The sequence below is a fragment of the Nitrosomonas aestuarii genome (genome assembly GCF_003046585.1).
GTDB classification, from domain to species: domain Bacteria; phylum Pseudomonadota; class Gammaproteobacteria; order Burkholderiales; family Nitrosomonadaceae; genus Nitrosomonas; species Nitrosomonas aestuarii.
On record NZ_QAAE01000003.1, the window covers coordinates 27850 to 42705 of the forward strand.

The 14856-nt window shown below is 44.0% G+C and carries 17 protein-coding genes and 1 tRNA gene; 13 read left to right on the top strand and 5 right to left on the bottom strand.

The genetic code is table 11. The annotated features are described in order from the left end of the window. Position 1: 1 nt before the first annotated feature. Complete coding sequence (locus tag C8R11_RS03270) at positions 2 to 574, bottom strand: anthranilate synthase component II (RefSeq protein WP_090699240.1); 573 nt, start codon at positions 572 to 574, stop codon at positions 2 to 4. A 347-nt stretch (positions 575 to 921) separates the two neighbouring features. Between C8R11_RS03270 and rpsF the strand changes: the two genes are divergently transcribed. From rpsF to C8R11_RS03305, 7 genes are all read left to right on the top strand, one after another. Further along, entirely contained in the window at positions 922 to 1401 is a 480-nt protein-coding gene (gene rpsF, locus C8R11_RS03275; RefSeq protein WP_244907528.1) for a 30S ribosomal protein S6, read from the top strand. Positions 1402 to 1408: 7 nt separating this feature from the next. Further along, on the top strand, positions 1409 to 1705 hold the full coding sequence (gene priB / locus C8R11_RS03280) for a primosomal replication protein N (protein ID WP_107794469.1): 297 nt from the start codon (positions 1409 to 1411) through the stop codon (positions 1703 to 1705). Positions 1706 to 1727: 22 nt separating this feature from the next. Next, positions 1728 to 2009, top strand: coding sequence for a 30S ribosomal protein S18 (rpsR, locus tag C8R11_RS03285; RefSeq protein WP_090699236.1), 282 nt, complete (start codon positions 1728 to 1730; stop codon positions 2007 to 2009). A gap of 10 nt (positions 2010 to 2019) precedes the next feature. Beyond that, positions 2020 to 2475 (top strand): 50S ribosomal protein L9, encoded by a 456-nt coding sequence (gene rplI, locus C8R11_RS03290; RefSeq protein WP_107794470.1) that lies wholly within the window; start codon positions 2020 to 2022, stop codon positions 2473 to 2475. A gap of 120 nt (positions 2476 to 2595) precedes the next feature. Beyond that, on the top strand, positions 2596 to 3984 hold the full coding sequence (dnaB, locus tag C8R11_RS03295) for a replicative DNA helicase (protein ID WP_107794471.1): 1389 nt from the start codon (positions 2596 to 2598) through the stop codon (positions 3982 to 3984). Between the two features lie 218 nt (positions 3985 to 4202). Next, a tRNA-Leu gene (locus tag C8R11_RS03300) sits at positions 4203 to 4290 on the top strand. Positions 4291 to 4454: 164 nt separating this feature from the next. Next, positions 4455 to 5126 (top strand): tyrosine-type recombinase/integrase, encoded by a 672-nt coding sequence (locus C8R11_RS03305; protein ID WP_107794472.1) that lies wholly within the window; start codon positions 4455 to 4457, stop codon positions 5124 to 5126. 220 nt (positions 5127 to 5346) lie between these two features. On the opposite strand, the gene rsgA is transcribed toward C8R11_RS03305, so the two are convergent. Genes rsgA through C8R11_RS03320 form a run of 3 tightly spaced genes read right to left on the bottom strand, consistent with a single transcriptional unit; the run spans position 5347 to position 7850 of the window. Further along, complete coding sequence (gene rsgA, locus C8R11_RS03310) at positions 5347 to 6243, bottom strand: ribosome small subunit-dependent GTPase A (protein WP_244907529.1); 897 nt, start codon at positions 6241 to 6243, stop codon at positions 5347 to 5349. After that, the gene (locus tag C8R11_RS03315; RefSeq protein ID WP_107794474.1) at positions 6240 to 6569 is read right to left on the bottom strand and encodes a 4a-hydroxytetrahydrobiopterin dehydratase; all 330 of its coding nucleotides are present in this window, start codon (positions 6567 to 6569) and stop codon (positions 6240 to 6242) included. Before C8R11_RS03315 ends, rsgA begins: the two co-directional genes overlap by 4 nt. Positions 6570 to 6596: 27 nt before the next feature. After that, positions 6597 to 7850, bottom strand: coding sequence for a M48 family metallopeptidase (locus tag C8R11_RS03320; RefSeq protein ID WP_107794475.1), 1254 nt, complete (start codon positions 7848 to 7850; stop codon positions 6597 to 6599). A 120-nt stretch (positions 7851 to 7970) separates the two neighbouring features. On the opposite strand from C8R11_RS03320, the gene orn reads away from it, so the two are divergent. Both orn and C8R11_RS16400 read left to right on the top strand, forming a co-directional pair. Further along, entirely contained in the window at positions 7971 to 8522 is a 552-nt protein-coding gene (orn, locus tag C8R11_RS03325) for an oligoribonuclease (protein ID WP_107794476.1), read from the top strand. A gap of 124 nt (positions 8523 to 8646) precedes the next feature. Further along, positions 8647 to 9228 (top strand): EF-hand domain-containing protein, encoded by a 582-nt coding sequence (locus C8R11_RS16400; RefSeq protein ID WP_219908531.1) that lies wholly within the window; start codon positions 8647 to 8649, stop codon positions 9226 to 9228. Between the two features lie 231 nt (positions 9229 to 9459). On the opposite strand, the gene C8R11_RS03335 is transcribed toward C8R11_RS16400, so the two are convergent. After that, on the bottom strand, positions 9460 to 10851 hold the full coding sequence (locus C8R11_RS03335) for a M16 family metallopeptidase (RefSeq protein ID WP_107794477.1): 1392 nt from the start codon (positions 10849 to 10851) through the stop codon (positions 9460 to 9462). A gap of 81 nt (positions 10852 to 10932) precedes the next feature. Here C8R11_RS03335 and ftsY point away from each other — a divergent pair, with 81 nt between their 5' ends. The 4 genes from ftsY (at position 10933) to rpoH (ending at position 14793) form a co-directional block, all read left to right on the top strand. Continuing rightward, complete coding sequence (ftsY, locus tag C8R11_RS03340) at positions 10933 to 12075, top strand: signal recognition particle-docking protein FtsY (protein WP_107794478.1); 1143 nt, start codon at positions 10933 to 10935, stop codon at positions 12073 to 12075. 165 nt (positions 12076 to 12240) lie between these two features. Then, a complete protein-coding gene (ftsE, locus tag C8R11_RS03345; RefSeq protein WP_090699211.1) occupies positions 12241 to 12894 on the top strand; it encodes a cell division ATP-binding protein FtsE in 654 nt (217 codons plus the stop codon). Next, positions 12891 to 13802 (top strand): permease-like cell division protein FtsX, encoded by a 912-nt coding sequence (ftsX, locus tag C8R11_RS03350; protein WP_107794479.1) that lies wholly within the window; start codon positions 12891 to 12893, stop codon positions 13800 to 13802. The genes ftsE and ftsX overlap by 4 nt, the downstream gene beginning before the upstream one ends. Positions 13803 to 13950: 148 nt before the next feature. Further along, complete coding sequence (rpoH, locus tag C8R11_RS03355) at positions 13951 to 14793, top strand: RNA polymerase sigma factor RpoH (protein WP_107794480.1); 843 nt, start codon at positions 13951 to 13953, stop codon at positions 14791 to 14793. The last annotated feature ends 63 nt before the right edge of the window (positions 14794 to 14856 follow it).

Sequence of the window (14856 nt, forward strand, 5' to 3'; positions counted from 1 at the left end):
ATCAGTGTTGCGATTGGTTTAAAAAGTTTTTTAACATGTCGTGACCATATTCGCTCAGGATGGACTCCGGGTGAAATTGTATACCTTCGATATGGAGCGTTTTATGCCTGATGCCCATGATCTCATCGTCCTCTGTCCAGGCTGTTATTTCGAGACAATCCGGTAATGAGGCACGATCAATAACGAGAGAATGGTACCGAGTTGCAATAAAGGGATTGGGTAAATCATGAAACACGCCTGAGTTATTGTGATAAATCGGTGATGTTTTACCATGCATAAGCTGTTTGGCATGAATAATTTTTCCGCCAAATGCCTGTCCGATACTCTGATGACCCAGGCAAACTCCGAGTACAGGCATTTTTTCGCTGAACTGCTTAATGACTGACAAGGAGATCCCTGCTTCATTTGGTGTGCAGGGGCCTGGAGAAATCACGATACGTTCAGGTGCTAGTTGTTTAATCTTTTCCAATGTGATTTCATCATTGCGGTATACGACAACCTCTTCTCCCAGCTCGGATAAATATTGCACCAGGTTATAAGTAAAGGAGTCGTAATTATCAATCATTAATAACATGTTTTTGTAATTCTATGTTTAACGGGCATTTTTATTGGTGCTGGAATTTAAATCCCAGGTTGATATTTAAATTCTAATAAATCAGCAGATTTTAACAGTTCAACCGGTATTCATGGTGTTGATTCTTCGTGTAAATGAAAAAATTAAGTCATGCTGATGCTGAATATGATCCGCTGCTAATCGTTTTTTAATGGTGGTTGCTAATGTTTGTAGATTTTATTTTCTATTAAACAAAGAAGTTTATTTGATGTTATTGCCGTAATTCAGTAAAATCCATCCTTTTTAAACCCTTGTCTTACCATACGTTTATGGAAGACTTTACCCAAAAGGAATAGCAAAAAGATATTATGCGACATTATGAAATCGTATTTATAGTACATCCTGATCAGAGCGAGCAGGTACCAGCGATGATAGAACGTTATCGCAATATTGTGACTGCAAAGAACGGCACAATCCACCGTCTGGAAGACTGGGGAAGGCGTCAGCTGGCATATCTGATACAGAAAGTACACAAAGCGCATTATGTATTAATGAATATTGAATGTGACCAGGAGACACTCAATGATCTGGAGCATGCGTTTAAATTTAGTGATGCCATTTTACGTCATTTGACGATTAGAATGGATGGCCCGGTAACCGAGGCTTCACCCATGATGCAGCAAAGAGAAAGTGATGACACAGCTGCACGTCCATCTGATGAATCGGCAGTGAGAACTGAATCTGTCCAAAAAATAGAGCCTGAAACATCCGGTGAATCCGCTGATAAAGCGGAATCCAAAGAAACCGAAGAATCTGAAGCGGCCGATAGCACCAGTCCCGCAACATAATAATCAGGTGGAATGTAATCAGGCGATTATCTGTGGAGAAGCCATTCGCATTGGCGTTTTACGATATACCCCGGCAGGAGTGCCTGTCATAAATTTTGTTGTAAGGCACACATCGCGTCAGATGGAAGCCAACATCACCCGGCAAATCAATTGTGAGTTGCCAACTGTAGCGATGGGTGCGACGGCAAAAACCATATCTGAAATGCGCAATGGCAATAATATTAAGGTAACTGGATTTCTCAATAGAAAAAGCCATACAAACCAACAACTGGTATTACATGTAGATAGCATCACTCAAATTTAATTGAAAACAGGAAAGAAAGAACATGGCACGTATAAACAGGCGAAAAGACGGTAAAGATAAGGAAAAAGAAAAAAGAGCAAATCGCCCTTTGTTCAAGCGCAAGAAGTTTTGCCGTTTTACGGTTGAGGGCGTTAAAACAATCGATTATAAAGATATCGAAGTTTTAAAAGATTTTGTCAGTGAAAATGGAAAGATTATTCCCGCGCGCATTACGGGTACCAAATCGTTTTACCAAAGACAGCTTGGCACAGCGATTGAGCGTGCGCGCTTTCTCGCGTTATTGCCTTACACGGATCGTCATTAAGGAGTGAAATATGCAGATTATATTAATGGAAACAATTGCTAAGCTGGGACGATTAGGTGACATTGTAAATGTGAAAAGCGGTTATGCAAGAAATTACCTGATTCCGCAAGGAAAAGCGCACCGTGCAACGGAAAACGCGATTGCAGAATTTGAAACAAAACGTGCTGAGCTTGAACAAAAGCAGGCAGACACACAGGCGTCGGCACAGGCAATGGCCGGAAAATTGGAAGGTTTGATGCTGCAAATCACGCAAAAAACCAGTAACGATGGCAAGTTGTTTGGTTCCGTTACCAATGCTAATATCGCTGATGCACTGAGTGAACAGGGGTTTGTTATCGAAAAATCCATGATACGTATGCCGCATGGTCAATTAAAACAAGTTGGCGATTATCCAATCAAAGTGGTTTTGCATGGTGATGTTTCGGCGCAAATTACCGTTTCCGTATTAGGTGAAGCAGCGATTTAACTTTGAGTAGTTTCCTAACAAAAAAGGACTCTGACGAGTCCTTTTTTATTTTCTTTTTTCATCTTCAGTCGAGTAAGTGCTAAAATTCAGGATCTGTATTTTAGTCTCCGCTGGATATCCATGGCTCAATCCACTCTTAGCATCAATACCGGCGAAACGCTGGACACCTATAAAACACCGCCGCACTCTATCGAGACCGAACAATCGGTTCTGGGCGGACTTATGCTTGACAATCAAGCCTGGGATAAAATCGCGGACATCATTACGGATGAAGATTTTTACCGTCATGATCATCGCTTGATATACCATCATATCTGCAGATTAATCGAGCAGAATAAACCGGCTGACGTTATCACGGTTGCGGAATCACTGGAGTCATCAGCCGAATTACAATCGGTAGGCGGACTTTCTTATATAGGTAACATAGTACAAAATACACCCTCGGCGGCTAATATCAAACGTTACGCTGAAATCGTGCGTGAACGTTCAATCATGCGTAACCTTGCCCAGGTTGGCGTGAAGATTACAGAATCAACTTATAGTCCTGCCGGACGTTCGGCTACAGATCTGCTGGATGAGGCCGAATCCCGGGTATTCGAAATAGCCGAAGAAGGTGCACGCGGCAAGCAAGGCTTTGTCGATATTCAACCTTTGTTGAAAGAGGTGGTCGAGCGCATTGAATTACTCTATAGCCGGGATAATCTCAGTGATGTTACCGGGATTGCCTCAGGATTTCATGATCTTGATCAGAAAACTTCCGGCTTCCAGCCCGGTGATTTGATTATTGTTGCCGGTAGACCTTCCATGGGAAAGACGGCGTTCTCATTAAATATAGCCGAACACGTCGCACTGGAACTGGATAAGCCGGTTGCCGTCTTCAGTATGGAAATGGGCGGTGCGCAGCTGGCTATGCGTATGCTGGGTTCAGTTGGGCGGCTGGATCAACATAAAGTACGTACAGGCCGCCTGGAGGATGATGACTGGCCAAAACTCACCCATGCATTGGGTAAGCTTAATGATGCACCTATCCATATTGACGAAAGTGCGGCATTGAATGCGCTGGAGGTCAGAGCAAGGGCAAGACGTTTATACCGCCAATATGGTGGCCTTGGACTGATTGTTGTTGATTACCTGCAATTGATGTCTTCCAGTCATCCGGGTGAAAACAGAGCCACGGAAATATCCGAGATTTCCCGTGCGCTGAAAAGCCTTGCCAAGGAACTAAAAGTTCCGGTAATTGCATTATCACAACTGAACCGCAGTCTTGAGCAGCGTCCGAATAAACGTCCGGTGATGTCGGATTTGCGCGAATCTGGCGCCATCGAGCAGGATGCCGATGTGATACTGTTTATTTATCGTGATGAAGTGTATAACCCGGAAACGCAGGATAAAGGCATCGCCGAAATTATCATTGGTAAACAGCGTAATGGGCCGATTGGCAAAGTAAATTTGACATTCCTTGGCGAATACACGCGGTTTGAGAGTCACGCTAAAATGGAATATTATTGAGTAGCCGTAAAGGTTATCACGGAAATTCATCATTTTTAACACAGATATGCAGTGCTTTCTAACCATTGATGGATTTGAAGCAATAGCGGATTAGAATATATTCATAATCCGTTCACCATTAACCCCTATCAAAGCGGCGCTTTTCGGGTTATAATCTCCGCCTTTGCGAAAGGCATGCGGTAATAGTAAGGCACTGTAAGTAAAGATATATTTTTATTGCCCGGGTGGTGAAATTGGTAGACACAAGGGACTTAAAATCCCTCGGACATTGCGTCCGTGCCGGTTCGACTCCGGCCCCGGGCACCACCTTGGGTTTTCATGAAGTCTCGTAACACATCAAACCCCTCTTATTTATTACGTTCTCGCTAATTTAATCGTATCAGAAGATTGCATAACATCTTTTGACACACCAACAAATAGTTGGTACTTTTGATGGTACTTTTAGATACCAGCAAGTGAGGTACCAACAAATGCTTACCGATATTACGGTAAGTCAAACCAAATCAAGGCACAAACCCTACAAAGTCAGTGATAGTGGCGGGTTGTATTTGCTGATTAAGTCTACTGGGAAATGTTGGCGTATGAATTACCGCTTTGCAGGTAAGCAAAAAACGCTTGCAGTTGGTGTCTATCCAACGGTGTCATTGGTAGAAGCCAGAAAAAAGCGTGATACAGCAAAAGACCACCTCGCAAAAGATACCGATCCGTCTCTACGCAAAGCTATAAGGAAACAGGCAACACTTCATGTGGCTGAAAATACCTTCCAAGCCATAGCGCTTGAATGGCACACAAAACATATCCATACCTGGGCAGCTTCCACCGCGCATAGTATCAAGCGCTATCTTGAAAAGGATATTTTTCCTTGTCTGGGTAATCGTCTTATCAAAGATATAACCGCACCGGAATTGCTGGCGGTATTGCGTAGAGTAGAAAGCCGTGGAGCGCACGAGAAAGTGCAGCGTTGCCGTAAATATGCCGGGTGGATAGGGTTGTTATATGCTGCGGCAACTGGATGCGCTGAATGTGATCCTGGCGGCGATTTAAGGGGCGCATTGATACCTGTCAAAGTACAACATCATCCCAGTATTACCGATCCACAAGGCGTAGGGGCATTAAATTTAATTGTGTTTCTGCCAGATTAAGTTTGAGTCAGTACAGGTTAGACTTGACCAGAACAAACTGCGGTATTCAGGTCTCCAACTTTCCGGGGCCACTTCACGCCGCTTTTACTAAATTAATCCCTATTGTTGCAATCACCATATTGGGTACTTGTCTCTTTTAAGTGAATTTTTGCTGCAACACTATTCTGGGACTTCGATGCCGTTTAGGTTAGTAAGCGTACATTACACAGCCCGTGTTAGATTATTTTTGCAGCAATTTATGATAAAAATTAAACCGTTTGGTGCTGATCTTTTTTTCGCTTGTCGCTTGAATTAACATACAACCAGGTTCGTTGACATGCCGGCAATCGTTAAATTTACACTGTCCGATATACGGATGAAATTCGGTAAAACCCCATGCCAGGTTTTCATCCCCGATATGATTTAACCCGAATGCTTGAATACCCGGAGAATCAATGATGTCACTGTTGGCATCGATATGATAAAGGTGTGCATGCGTCGTGGTATGACAGCCCGAATTTAACGCGACCGAAATTTCAGCTGTTGCACGTTGCGCTTCCGGAATCAATGCGTTGAGAATAGTCGATTTGCCCATACCTGACTGGCCTGCAAGTACACTTACATGGCCTTGAAGATAAGATTTAAGCGCTGAAATATCCTGAACAGCACTGATTTTTATCAAGGGGTAGCCAAGTGATTCATAAAGCGATAATTCCTTGATCGCAGCTTTTGTCGGTTCAGCCAGATCGGTTTTATTGAGCACGATAATGGCTTGAATGCGCTGACTTTCTGCGGCGACCAGGCAACGGTTGATGAGTTCTTCGCTGAAACCGGGTACGGCGGCAACCACGATAATGATTTGCGTGACATTTGCAGCAATGATTTTTTCCTTAAAAGCATCGCTGCGGTAGAGCAGACTTTTACGTAATAAAATTTTCTCAATCACACCTTGCCCGGGCGTGGTAAATTTTATTTCAACTTGGTCGCCACAGGCGACGCCACCTTTTTTGCCGCGCATGACACATGACAGCGCTTCTCCATTCGTTGTCTCTACAGTGTAGTGCCTGCCGTATACAGCGATGATCTGACCTGTATGATGAGGAAATATGACTTTGCTTTGTTGAAGAGGAATGCTCAATCGTTGAACAACTTGTCAACTTTGGCAGCACAAATGAAGTCATTTTCAGACAAGCCGCCAATGGCATGGGTTGTATAGGTGATATCGCAGCGGTTATAGCCAACGACCATGTCAGGATGATGATCTTCCCGGTGAGATATCCACGCTACAGCGTTTACAAAGGCCATGGTCTGGTAATAATTTTTGAATGAATAACACTTGTTGATTTGATTATCCTGTAATTGCCATCCATCCAGTTGCTGCAGTAATATTGTCGCAGCATCAACAGTCAGCGGTGCGACCAAACCTTCACAGGGTTTACATTTTTGATTTGTGAGTTCTATCATGGTCTAGTCCTTTTAAATTATATTCGTTCATTGCGTTTGATTTTGTAAATGAGCTACCCGGATGGCAGCCGGTGGGTGCGAATCATAAAAGGTGGAATGAAGCGGATCAGGTGTGAGCGTGGCTGCATTATCCTGATAGAGCTTGACTAATGCACGGATCAAGTCATCAGCAGATGCGTTTTGTGCAGCATAGGCGTCGGCTTCAAATTCATGCTTGCGCGAGAAAATGCTCGATATAGGGTGAAATAAAAATGTAAACACTGGCATGACGAGGAAAAATAACAGCAACGCCATAGCAGTCGCAGGTACGGCATCAATCGTAACGCCTAAGCTCTCATAGAACCAAGTCTGGTTCATAAGATAACCGAGAAGCCAGAAGAACGCCAGACTCATGATGAATGAGATGATGATGTGTTTGATGACGTGGCGGTGCTTGAAATGACCTAGTTCATGTGCAAGAACGGCTTCTATTTCAGCTGGTTCCAGGCGCGAAAGCAGAGTGTCAAAGAAAACAATTCGCTTTGTTTTACCGAAACCGGTGAAATAGGCATTGCCGTGATTGCTGCGGCGTGACCCGTCCATGACAAAAAGCCCGCTGGATTTGAAACCACATTTTTTCAGTAATTGTTCAATACGTGTTTTAAGCGCTGCATCTTCAAGTGGCGTGAATTTGTTAAACAGTGGTGCAATCCAGGTGGGAAAAATGGCTAACAGAAATAAATTAAACGTAATCCATGCCGCCCAGGCGTAAAGCCACCAGTTTTCACCCATTTTTTCCATCAGCCATAGGATTCCAAATAACAGCGGGGCGCCCAGCAACAACATCAGGGTTGCCTGTTTGACCAGGTCAGCGAAAAACATGCCGCGGGTCATTTTATTGAAACCGAATTGCTCTTCTATGACGAAAGTACGGTAATAACTCATAGGAATTTCCGCCAGCCCCATAATCAGGAACGTGCTGATGATGAGTGCCATGCCGTGGAAGATAGGATCGGTGAACCAGTCAGTCCAGAAGTTGCTTAACGCATTTAAACCACCACCCAGCGTGAGAATCAGCAATATAACAGTATGTAAAAAAATACCTGGATAACCTGCGCGCGTTTTGGCACAAGTATAATTAGCTGCTTTGTGGTGGTCGGCCAGACTGATTTGACTGGCGAATTTTTCAGGTACCTTGTCCTGGTGTGCGCGGATATGACGAATATGCCTTGATGACAGCCACACTTGAATCAACGTCATGAGTAACAGGGCGGTAATAAAAATCAAGGTAAAAGATTGCATAATGGATGTCCGTATTTTAAGTAATCAATAATGAAAAGTGACGATTTGGTACCAAATATGACAAAATAAAACAAATTACATTCACCTAAGATTGCGTTACATTATTATATTTTATTAATTATGACACAAGAAAACAATAATCATCACCTCATCTGGATTGATATGGAGATGACCGGGCTTGAACCGGATAAGGATCGTATCATTGAGGTTGCGATCGTCATTACCGATTCGCAATTGAGCACCATTGCTGAGGGTCCTGTTCTGGTCGTTTCTCAGGCAAACGAGGTGCTCAATGGCATGGATAAGTGGAACCAGTCTACACACGCCAAATCGGGCCTGATTGACAAGGTCAAGGCTTCGAGACTGACGGAAGCTGAGGTCGAGACGCAAATGCTTGCTTTTTTGCAACAGCATGTTCCTTCAGGCGTTTCGCCCATGTGTGGTAATTCAATTTGCCAGGATAGACGTTTTATGGCGCGTTGGATGCCGCAACTGGAAGCGTATTTTCATTACCGTAATCTGGATGTCAGTACTTTCAAAGAACTGGTCAAACGTTGGAAGCCTGAGATCGCATCCGGTCTAAAGAAGGAAAGCAAGCATGAAGCGTTAGCAGATATTTATGATTCCATTAACGAACTTAAATATTATCGCGAGCATTTTATCGTGGCATAGCACTAGAAAACTCACCTTCCTGAATTGTCAGGAACTGTTCAGGAAGGTGAGTTTACAATTAAAACTTGTAAGCGTATTCTTGTTTATACACTTTTATCATATAACCGAATGTTGAGGAGAAAAAATGTCCCATCAAAAAAAATGGATTTCTGTTGCGACTATCAGCGCTTCGTTTTTATTTGTACTCAGCGCTGCGCCTGTAATCGCACATGGTCCAGGCCATGACGACGATCACGGTCATGATCAATGCCGACATTGCGAAAAGAAATTGTCGAAAATGGACACTGATAAAGACGGTAAAATCAGTCGAAGAGAGTTTATGAAATTTCATGGCGAGAAATTTGACAAACATGATCTAAATGATGATCGTTTCCTGGATATGGACGAAATCCATTGGATGATGGAAGATATGCACAAGCATATGAAAGGCGATGATCACGGCAAAGACCACGGCAAAGACCACGGCAAAGACCACGGCAAAGACCACGGCAAAGACCACGGCAAAGACCACGGCAAAGATCATGGACACGGACACGGACACGGACACGGACACGGACACGGACACGGACATGGTGATGATCACGGCAAAGATCATGGCCAAGGTCATGGTCATGATGATGAAGAAATCGAGAATTCACCGCATGGAAGTCATGGCGAGGCGACATATGACAGTGATGATAAAGAAGATGCGCACGCGAATCATTAAAAAAATATCTCAAGTAGTTGTAAAGTATGCCTCGTTAAAATACCACCGGCTATGCCGGCGGTATTTGATATATAAATCTGATGGCAGGAACCGCTTTAGGAAATTCGAGTGTGGCTTCCTGCATTGAAATGTGTTCTTGCTGAAGAAAGTTGTATTAGTAAGTGTTTTTGAAACCAACACATTTGATCATGCATCGGCAGCTTCAAAAACGTTTTTTTACCGGTTTGTTTGTTAATGTCTTAATTCTGCAGGTGTTTTAACAGGCTGCGTCTGCTCGATCGGTTGCGGATCAAGTACAGCAACAGTTAAACTGTCGTCAACTAAATATTTTTTTGCCACCGCTCGAATCTGATCTGCGGTAACTGCTTGTAATTTTTCCAGAATGATATCGATATCCCGATATGACAACCCAATGCTTTCCAACCTGCCGATTTGCATGGCTTGTGCGAATATGGAATCCAATTGATAAACATGGCCGGCGACAACTTGCGCTTTCACGCGGCTCAATTCTTCTTCGGTGACATTTTCCTCGATAACTTTCTCGATCTCAGTACGCAGGGCTCGTTCCAGTTCTTCAACCGTTTTGCCGGGACTAGGAGTACCACTGAGCATAAACATGCCTTGGCCGCGACCTGTTGCGTTATAGCTTGCGCCTGCTGAGTTAGCTATTCTAAGATCACGTACCAAGGATTTATTCAGTCTGGCTGACGCATGGCCGTCAAGTATACCTCCGAGCATTTCCAGCGCGAACGGTTCCCAGTCTTCCGCGGTGTCTCGGATAACCGGTGTATGGTAGCCCATGATCAGATAGGGCAACTCTGCGGGCGCTTTGACGGTAATGCGCTTAATTCCAAGCTGATGCGGCTCAATTTGCGGTTTCCGCTCATCAATGGGAAGTATCGGACGTTTCGGAATATTGCCGTAGTGCTTTTGTGCCAGCGCTATAACTGCATCAGCGCTGATATCACCCACAATGACAAGAATGGCATTGTTCGGTGCATACCAGCGGTCATACCATTCTTGCGCGTCTTCCACGCGCATATGTTCCAGATCGTTCATCCAGCCAATGACCGGGCGTCTGTATGGGTGCGATTGGTACGCTGTTGCCATCATTTTTTCAAAAAGCAGCGAACGAGCCTGATCATCGGTACGCAAACGCCGTTCTTCCATGACCACATTGATTTCCATGGAATATGCTTCCTCTGTCAGTCTCAGATTATGCATGCGATCAGATTCCAGTTCCATGGCCAGTGGCAGATGATCTTTATGCAACTGTTGGAAATATCCTGTGTAATCTCGACTGGTAAAAGCATTTTCCCGGCCACCTGCCGACGCAATACGCTTGGAAAATTCTCCGCCAGGTACTTTCTCAGTTCCTTTGAACATCATATGCTCTAGTACATGCGCGATACCCGTAGTGCCATTTAATTCATCAATACTGCCGGCTTTATACATAAGCAGTGATACGATTACAGGTGATCGATGATCTTCTTTGACAATCAATTTTAGACCGTTATCGAGCATGAATTCATGCGGGTTGGCGATTGCAGCAGGTACAACTGCGAGCATAAACACTATCAACAGATAATTGATCGAGAAAGTTTTTGAGTAAACTGGATTCATTTTTGCTAACCTAAGAGTGACTAAACAGAATAAAATTAAAGATTGTGAAATCTTAAAGCAACCAGGATAGAGCCTACCAGAATGTTTAATTTTTTTAAATCCAAAAAGAAACAACCAGAGCAACTGGAGCAACCCGAAACAACTGAAGAAACGCAGAATAAAACGGAAACGACAAATAAAACAACAGCAGATGCGCAACGGACACCCGAGGCTCAGTCTGCAACTGGAGACATGTCTGGCACAGAATCGCAACCTGATTCCGGTCCCGATACAATAGAAGAAACCCAGTCACTCAGTTTTGCAAACAAAATCCGACTTGGGCTTTCACGTACGCGCCAAAATCTGGGTAAACAGTTATCCGGATTGTTTAGCGGCGGTGGAAAAATTGATGAAGCGCTTTATGAGGAACTTGAAACTATTTTGCTTACGGCAGATACAGGCGTTAGTGCAACTCATCAATTACTTGAGGATCTGCGTAAACAGGTAAAAAAGAACGGACTGACAGATGCTGCGGACTTAAAGTCGGCGCTTAAGCGATCACTTGTTGATATGCTCAGGCCGCTTGAAAAATCACTGGATACTACGGCAGATAAACCTTTTGTTATTATGATTACCGGCGTCAATGGAGTTGGCAAAACAACATCAATCGGCAAGCTGGCCAAATATTTTCAGTCCCAGGGTAAATCCGTTTTGCTCGCTGCCGGGGATACTTTCCGTGCCGCTGCACGTGAACAGCTGATAGCCTGGGGAGAGCGTAACAATGTCACTGTAATTGCACCGGACAGTAGCGGAGATAAAAAGAGTGATCCGGCTGCCGTTATTTTTGATGCGATCAATGCGGCCAAAGCGCGTGAAATTGATATTGTTCTGGCGGATACAGCAGGACGTTTAACGACCCAATTACACCTGATGGAAGAAATTAAAAAAGTCAAACGTGTGATTGCCAAAGCCATGTCTAATGCGCCGCACGAGGTATTGCTGGTGCTGGATGCCAATACCGGACAGAACGCGGTGACACAGGTGCAGGCTTTTGATGAAGCACTGAATGTGTCAGGATTGATTTTAACCAAACTCGATGGTACGGCAAAGGGTGGCGTAGTTGCTGCAATCTGTGGTCAGTATCCACAAAATCCGCCCGCGTTGCGCTTTATCGGTGTAGGTGAAGGCGTGGATGACTTGCGGCCATTTAATGCCGAAGAATTTGTTGATGCCATGTTTGATTGATGTATTGCTAAAAATCAAGAGCGTTGACAATATCTATTATTAACAATGCCTTAAAATACGTATGAAACTGTTGTCATTCTGTTTTCATCGCTTTTTTACGGTTTTGTCTTGTCTCACACTTGAATCTTCCGTTAAGTATTTTTATATCCAGTGGGTGGACACTCAATGATTCAATTCAAGCATGTCAGTAAGCGTTTTCCGGATGGATACTTTGCGTTGAATAATATTGATCTGAATATAGCTGCGGGTGAGATGGTTTATGTGACCGGGCATTCGGGTGCGGGCAAAAGTACATTGCTGAAGTTAATCGCCGCAATAGAACGCCCGACTGCAGGCAGTATTTCAATCAGCGGACAAAATATTGCTCAGCTTAAGCCAGGTATTGTGCCTTTTTTGCGCCGTAAAATCGGTTTCGTTTTCCAAGACCATAAATTGTTGTTTGATCGAAATGTTTTTGACAACGTATTGTTGCCGTTACAGATCAGTGGCTTTGATAACAGAGTTGTCGCCAGCCGGGTTCGGGCCGCACTTGATAAAGTGGGTTTATTAAAAAAGGAAAAAGTCATGCCCATTACACTTTCGGGCGGGGAAAGACAGCGGCTATGTATAGCCCGTGCTGTTGTGCATCGGCCATCAATCTTGATTGCCGATGAACCAACCGGGAATCTTGATATAGCGTATGCGCGGGATATCATGGCGATGTTTTATGCTTTCCATCAGGTAGGTGTGACCGTATTGATAGCTACGCATGATGTAGCTTTATTGGAGGATACGCGGCATCGCATCTTATCATTGCAGCAAGGAAAACTGGCGGCATGATAAAAGCCTGGTTTGGTCAGCACTTGTTTGTTTTGTTCCAGTCGCTTAAACGGCTTATGTCTGCGCCTGTTACAAGTTTGCTTAGTATTCTGGTGATGGGGATTGCCTTCAGTCTGCCAGCAGGAATTTATACGCTGATGGAAAATCTGCATGCATTTTCCGGACAAACTGGCACCACGCCACAAATGAGTCTTTTTCTAAAACAAAATTCAAATCAGCTTGATATCGATAAAGTTAGACAGCTTCTGGAAGCAAACGAACAGGTTTTACGTTTTGAATTTGTTTCTAAAGATAAAGCTTTGCGCCAAATACAACAAAACAGTGGACTAAGCGATGTTATGCGTAGTATGACGCATAATCCATTGCCTGATGCATTTACCGTTGATATGCGGGATACAAACGTTGAAGTATTTGATCAGTTGCGAGAAACCATGCAGGCATGGCCGGAAGTTGAATACGTACAATTTGATTCAGCCTGGACAAAGCGGCTGAATGCCTTATTGACTTTTGGCCGCGTCATTGCTTTGTTGCTGTTTGCTTTATTAAGTGTTGCTATTGTTGCGGTGATGTTTAATACCATCCGCTTGCAGATTTTAACCAAACAGGATGAAATTGAGGTGTCCAAACTGATCGGTGCAACGGATAGTTTTATCCGGCGCCCTTTTCTATACTTTGGAGCCATACAAGGCCTGGCCAGTGGTGTTACGGCCTGGCTGATTATTGCGCTGGCATTGCAAATGATGAACGATGAGCTTAGAGCGCTGGCAAGTCTTTATTCTATGGATTTACATTTGAAACACCTTTCTAACGCTGACAGTATCAGTTTGTTGCTTTTTGCAACATGGCTGGGGTGGCTGGGTGCGCGCATATCCGTAGCGAGTCATTTATGGCAGATAGAGCCAAAATAGTCGTTATACAATTTTGTAGGTGAGTATCGAACAGGCGCAAACGATTTGACATAACGTTGAACTTACTCATTGGATTCGCACTCTAACGCTGAGAGTGCTAAAATAAGTATAATAATGGTCATTTAAAAGAGAAACGGAGGAGAATATTATGACGAATGCTTTAACGATACCTGCTGTTGGAGGAAGTCTCGAGAGCTATATCCAGTCAGCTAATTCTTTCCCTATATTATCTCAGGAAGAAGAGGATAAACTGGCAAGGCGCTTACGGGATCAAGGCGATATTAAAGCAGCGCAGCAGCTGATATTGTCCCACTTGCGTTTTGTGGTGACGATTGCACGCGGTTATAAAGGCTACGGCCTGCCGCAAGCAGATTTGATTCAAGAAGGTAACGTGGGTTTAATGAAGGCCGTTAAACGTTTTGATCCTGAACGCGGCGTAAGGCTGGTATCGTTTGCAGTGCACTGGATTAAGGCTGAAATTCATGAGTTTATAATGCGTAACTGGCGCTTGGTTAAAATCGCAACCACTAAACAGCAACGCAAACTGTTTTTTAACCTGCGCAGTATGAAAAAAGGGCTGGAAACCATGAGTCCACAGGAAGTGGATATCATTGCTGAGCAATTGAATGTTAAGCCCGAAGAAGTAGTTGAAATGGAAAAGCGTTTTAGTGGAAATGATATTTCTCTTGAACCTTTATCAGAGGAGGAAAACGAGCATTATAGTCCGATTGCATATCTGACAGATGGATCGGATCCTTCGCAAGTATTAGAGGCGGAGCAGGACAGGGCGTTGCGCGGCGAAGGTTTACAGCAATCACTTGCCAGTCTGGATGAACGCAGCCGTCATATTATTGAAGCGCGCTGGCTGCGGGAAGAAGACACTGCGACATTACACGAGCTGGCTGATGAATTAGGCGTTTCAGCTGAGCGTGTCCGCCAAATTGAAGCCAAAGCCATCCAGAAAATACGTCATGTTATGACAGCGCAGTAATCACCTGAATTTGAATCAATCAGAGTTTAAAAAACCCTCAGGTAACTGAGGGTTTTTAAATTA